Annotated in this window: 1 pseudogene; it reads left to right on the top strand. The window is 63.7% G+C overall.

Features of this window, described 5'->3' with window-relative positions:
- Positions 1-708, top strand: a pseudogene (exaA, locus tag F6S12_RS32555) (quinoprotein ethanol dehydrogenase); the annotation flags it as partial.

The raw sequence follows: 708 nt of genomic DNA, 5'->3' as shown, positions 1-708 counted from the left end.
GCCGTGGAACACCTGGGCGCGCACCGCCAAAGACGGCAACCCCCACGACTACGACAGCCTGTACACCTCGGGCCAGGTCGGCGTCGACCCGAGCACCGGCGAAGTGAAATGGTTCTACCAGCACACGCCGAACGACGCCTGGGACTTCTCCGGCAACAACGAACTGGTGCTGTTCGACTACAAGGGCAAGGACGGCAAGGTGGTCAAGGCCACCGGCCACGCCGACCGCAACGGCTTCTTCTACGTGGTGGACCGCAACAACGGCAAACTGCAAAACGCCTTCCCCTTCGTCGACAACATCACCTGGGCCAGCCACATCGACCTCAAGACCGGGCGCCCGGTGGAAAACGAAGGCCAGCGTCCGGCCAAGCCGCTGCCGGGTGAAACCAAGGGCAAGCCGGTGGAAGTCTCGCCGCCGTTCCTGGGTGGCAAGAACTGGAACCCCATGGCCTACAGCCAGGACACCGGGCTGTTCTACATCCCCGGCAACCAGTGGAAGGAGGAGTACTGGACCGAGGAAGTGAACTACAAGAAAGGCTCGGCCTACCTGGGCATGGGTTTCCGTATCAAGCGCATGTACGACGACCACGTCGGCACCCTGCGCGCCATGGACCCGACCACCGGCAAGCTGGTCTGGGAGCACAAGGAACACCTGCCGCTGTGGGCTGGCGTCCTGGCGACCAAGGGCAACCTGGTGTTCACCGGCAC

The organism is Pseudomonas sp. JV245A, assembly GCF_032424515.1.
GTDB classification, from domain to species: domain Bacteria; phylum Pseudomonadota; class Gammaproteobacteria; order Pseudomonadales; family Pseudomonadaceae; genus Aquipseudomonas; species Aquipseudomonas protegens.
Note: the sequence above shows the minus strand (reverse complement) of the source record. Positions and strands in the feature narration are given on the sequence as shown.